General features: G+C 52.6%; 3 protein-coding genes. All 3 read left to right on the forward strand.

Annotation, left to right across the window (positions count from 1 at the left end; translation table 11 throughout):
* The first annotated feature begins 168 nt into the window (after nucleotides 1-168).
* The 3 genes from VE954_RS31825 to VE954_RS31835 all read left to right on the forward strand — a co-directional run bounded on the left by VE954_RS31825 (nucleotide 169) and on the right by VE954_RS31835 (nucleotide 3666).
* Complete coding sequence (locus VE954_RS31825) at nucleotides 169-1227, forward strand: hypothetical protein (protein WP_324960607.1); 1059 nt, start codon at nucleotides 169-171, stop codon at nucleotides 1225-1227.
* 230 nt (nucleotides 1228-1457) lie between these two features.
* Nucleotides 1458-3305: a hypothetical protein gene (locus VE954_RS31830; RefSeq protein ID WP_324960609.1), complete on the forward strand. Its 1848-nt coding sequence runs from the start codon at nucleotides 1458-1460 to the stop codon at nucleotides 3303-3305.
* A 142-nt stretch (nucleotides 3306-3447) separates the two neighbouring features.
* A complete protein-coding gene (locus VE954_RS31835) occupies nucleotides 3448-3666 on the forward strand; it encodes a hypothetical protein (RefSeq protein WP_324960611.1) in 219 nt (72 codons plus the stop codon).
* Nucleotides 3667-3786: the final 120 nt, after the last annotated feature.

The following is a 3786-nucleotide window of genomic DNA, read 5'->3' on the forward strand; positions in this document are numbered from 1 at the left end:
GCCGCAGACCTCTTCAGTGCCGCAGACCTCTTCAGTGCCGCAGACCTCTTCAGTGCCGCAGACTCCTTCAGCGCCGCAAACAAAGTTCGAGTTAACTCGAAGTTTCAGTTGCTACAAGTTAGATGTTTCTATTAAAGTTTATGGGAACATCTAACTGTCGGTGATCTCATGGAACCATTGAGGCAGGTAAGACTTACAGGACCACAGCGGGCAAAGAAATCGTATTTAATAAGAAAGAAGGGCTATACGGTAGAACAGGCATTATTAGAGATTCACGGTTTGGCGTTAAATACCCAGTCCCGACCGTATTCTGTCCCAAGGTCCACCCCGATCGAAATTCAACTTGATGTTGAAAAGCCAAAGCCCATAGGCTTGATGGCAGAAATTCCCGAGCGTCATGAAATCGTGTCGGTTGCCCAGGTTCTGCCGATCCGAGAACATGAAGAATTCAAGCCCCGGGTCACATTCAAACCATCTCAGCCGATTTTCGTCCCTCTCCCGATGCAGACTCAAAGCGGGAAAGCTGCCAGGCAAAATATCCTGGATCTTGATGTCAACTGGCTTTGCCTTGTTGCATGCGGCATTGGAACGCTGCTCTGTAGCGCAGCCCTCATCACATACGGTGCACACGCAGGTGGCAATACAGGCGAGGCTTGGTTCTGGTCCGCTTTGATAGTGATTTCCAGCTCCATTCTGCTGAGCCTGCCGATGGACTGGCTTTCATTCAAGGCATGGGTTCAGAAAGTCCTCGGTCTTTTTTTAATCACTATCGGCTACACAACAATGCACGCCTCAATAGGAAATAAAGAACAGCACGCAGTGTCTGCAGCGGTGGCAGGTTCCACCGAGGTTCAGCAGCTTGAAAAGCGGATTTTGGATATTGAGGCTCAACTTGCGCCGACGCGCAGCGCCATTGCCCGTCTGGATCCTGTACAATATCGCACTCTCATTTCGCGGATACAGACTGCTGCAAAACCCTTGGAGACCGACCTTTCTGCGGCACGGAATTCACTCGTTTCGGCACAAAATAAGGCAATTAGAGGATCAGCAAGCAGCTGGACCCTAGTGGAGTGGCTGCGCCGGCTGATGCTGGAGCCCCTGAATATACTATGCCTGCACGGATTTTTGGAAGGCCTGCCGGGCCTGACGAAAGTCGTCCGAGATAGTGCGATTACGCTGCGCGAGCGGCGCATGAAGAAAAAATTTCAGGTCGGGTTTGCAAGATAGGAGAGACAAAGCAATTCAGTACAACTGAATCCCCCGAAGGGGAAGCGCCAAGGATGGCACGCAAAAGATAACTTTGTGAACGTCGCACTTCCAAAGTTATCCCACCCATCCCCCAAGCGCAACCTCCAGCGGAAAATTTTGTCAAAAATCAGCCATTCACGGCCATTTTTGCGCTCAAAATGCGCATGCCGAGAACGGATCAGGAAACCTTTGCGCTCGGAGAGATCAGGATGATCGTGGCGATGGATCGCGTGTATGAGGGGCAGGGACGCCCGCGGAAGAAAAAAAAACCTGGGACGGATCTGCCTTCCCACTATCAGTTTGCCCTTTGGGCCTATGACAACGGCAAGCGCTACGCGGTGCCGGTGGGCGGTGTCCGCAAGGACAAGCGACCCGAGTACCCTCTGATTTCGACCACCATTATGAACGAAGGTACGGGCACGGAGACCCTCATCTGGCTTCATTTTGACCTTGATTTCAAGCGTGCTCTTAAAAAGTGGATCCGCGACGGAAAACTGGACTGGCCAACAATTGCTGCGACCCTGGCAGCGGATGTTCCGATCATTCTTCGCTACCTGAGCCATGTGGTGCGCTCCTCAGGAGGTCATGGCCTTAGTCTTGCGCTGGCGATTTCTCCGCTTGAGCTGATTGATGAGACCACGGACGTTCAAAAGCTCGCGTTCAAGGTGCAGAACATGATCATCCACATTCTCAATCATCACGGCATGGGCGCCGATGAAGGAGCGCGTGGTCTGAAACGTCTGATGCCGAACATGTTTCGCCAGGAGCGTGTGCTTGATCAGGCTGATTTCGTGCAGGCGTTGATCCAGAAAAAGCGGCCTCGGGTACTGCAGAACCTTTTTTATGCCCTGCGTTTTCATCCTGCTCTCCGCGAGAAAAACAAGCGTGATCGTGATGATATTCTGTGGCCGGACACGCGTGTTGAAAAGCCTCTGGCCCGGCTTTACACGGATATTCTGGATGAGGCGGGGCCGTGGGGATCGGTGCAGATGTCGGCAGGTGGGATAATGAGAAGGTACGGCATCGCAAAGAATACCGTCTATAAACTGCTATCCGATCCCCCGAAGTGGCTGGAGGTTGAGGCGTTGCCGGGAGAGGGTTATCGCCTGACGATTCGCCCTGTCCGTGCATTGACAGACAGGGCTTACGATTTGCTACAAAACCATCAAAACACAGGATGTAAACCGCTTGCTCATATGGACATGCCGGAAAACGTGGAGAAGGGCGAGCGCAATCACTGGCTTGTTACAATTATTCTGACCTGCAAGTGGAAGGGAATTGGCCAGTGTGAGCTCCGCGCGGCGCTTGATCAAATCATAAAACGTGTTCCAGGCTGGCAGAAATCGCAATCGCTCACGCGAAATCTGGGTTCGATAGTGCGGAGCCTCTACCATCACCGGAGCTCGCTGAAGGGCAAATCCCCGGATCAGATTTTACCTGAGTGGTTGCTCGCAGCCTTGCAGCCTGCCAAGCCAAACCGGCTTTCGCAAAAAATTCCTAAGAAGGGATCCCATAGGGATCTCGAGTGCGCTCAGCATGGTCGACAAACTCACCTGGTGAAAGTCCAGTCACAGCCCAAGGAAAGGAGGGAATGTGTAGACGAAGGCAAGGGTGCCCAAAGAAACCCATGGGAGCTGCCCGAGGAGGGAGAAAACGGTTCATCCATGAGGCCAATGCGGGATCTGAAGGAAGCCGTAGTCAAACCTGCTGCTCAAACGTGTGTGAACCTCCGACAGGCCGGGGAGGGAGGACGAGCTGCCTCGAACCAGCAAAGTCCAATATCCTTTCCGCCCTCTCAGGTATTGGAGGTGGGCGAGCAGGGAAAGTTGTCGATCTTACCCGAGGAAGGGCCGTCCAATCCGGGTCGGTGTAACTACGACACCTTAAGCCCTAAGCGGAGCAGCAATGATCCGATGATGGATGGAGGGCCTGCAGATGAAGCCGTAGTAGCCGTAAACTCCCCAGCCGATGAAGATGCTGGTGACAGATCAGAGGGTAAAACTGGGGGCAAACGACAGGAAGTCGAGGTGAAGGGTGGAACAGTCAATGGAACCTAGATTTCAGCTCCAAGCCATCCCTGGGGGGACGACCAGTCCCGAGAACCATGGGGATGCAAACCTAAGCGAAGCTGAAGGACAGAGTTCGGTCAACGATTCTACAAGACTCTTCGAGGCTCTATGCGGGATGTGGAATCTTCGCATGGGATTTGAGGCGGTAAAGAAGAACAAGGGTTCCCCTGGAATAGACGGGGTGACAATCACCGAGTTCGGCAGCCGTTTGAAAGAAGAGCTAAGTCAGCTGAAGAAGGATTTGGAAAGCTGGACTTACGAGCCAAAACCAGTGCGTAGGGTGGAAATTCCCAAGCCTGGAAAGAAAGGAGACACACGCGGGCTTGGTATTCCGACGGTCGATTCATAATGCACCTCCTGCAGTATGCTTTTGGGATATTTTCAATCCCTTGATATGATTTGAATTCTTAACCCAGTCATGAAGCGCCTTCTTTGTGCGGCTGTTTAGCGCGATATACCAAGGATGACC

The organism is Oligoflexus sp., from assembly GCF_035638955.1.
GTDB lineage: Bacteria > Bdellovibrionota_B > Oligoflexia > Oligoflexales > Oligoflexaceae > Oligoflexus.

Coding starts and splice junctions, on each gene's coding strand:
- VE954_RS31825 (WP_324960607.1), top strand. CDS start 169: ATGGAACCATTGAGGCAGGTAAGACTTACAGGACCACAGCGGGCAAAG.
- VE954_RS31830 (WP_324960609.1), top strand. CDS start 1,458: ATGATCGTGGCGATGGATCGCGTGTATGAGGGGCAGGGACGCCCGCGG.
- VE954_RS31835 (WP_324960611.1), top strand. CDS start 3,448: ATGGGATTTGAGGCGGTAAAGAAGAACAAGGGTTCCCCTGGAATAGAC.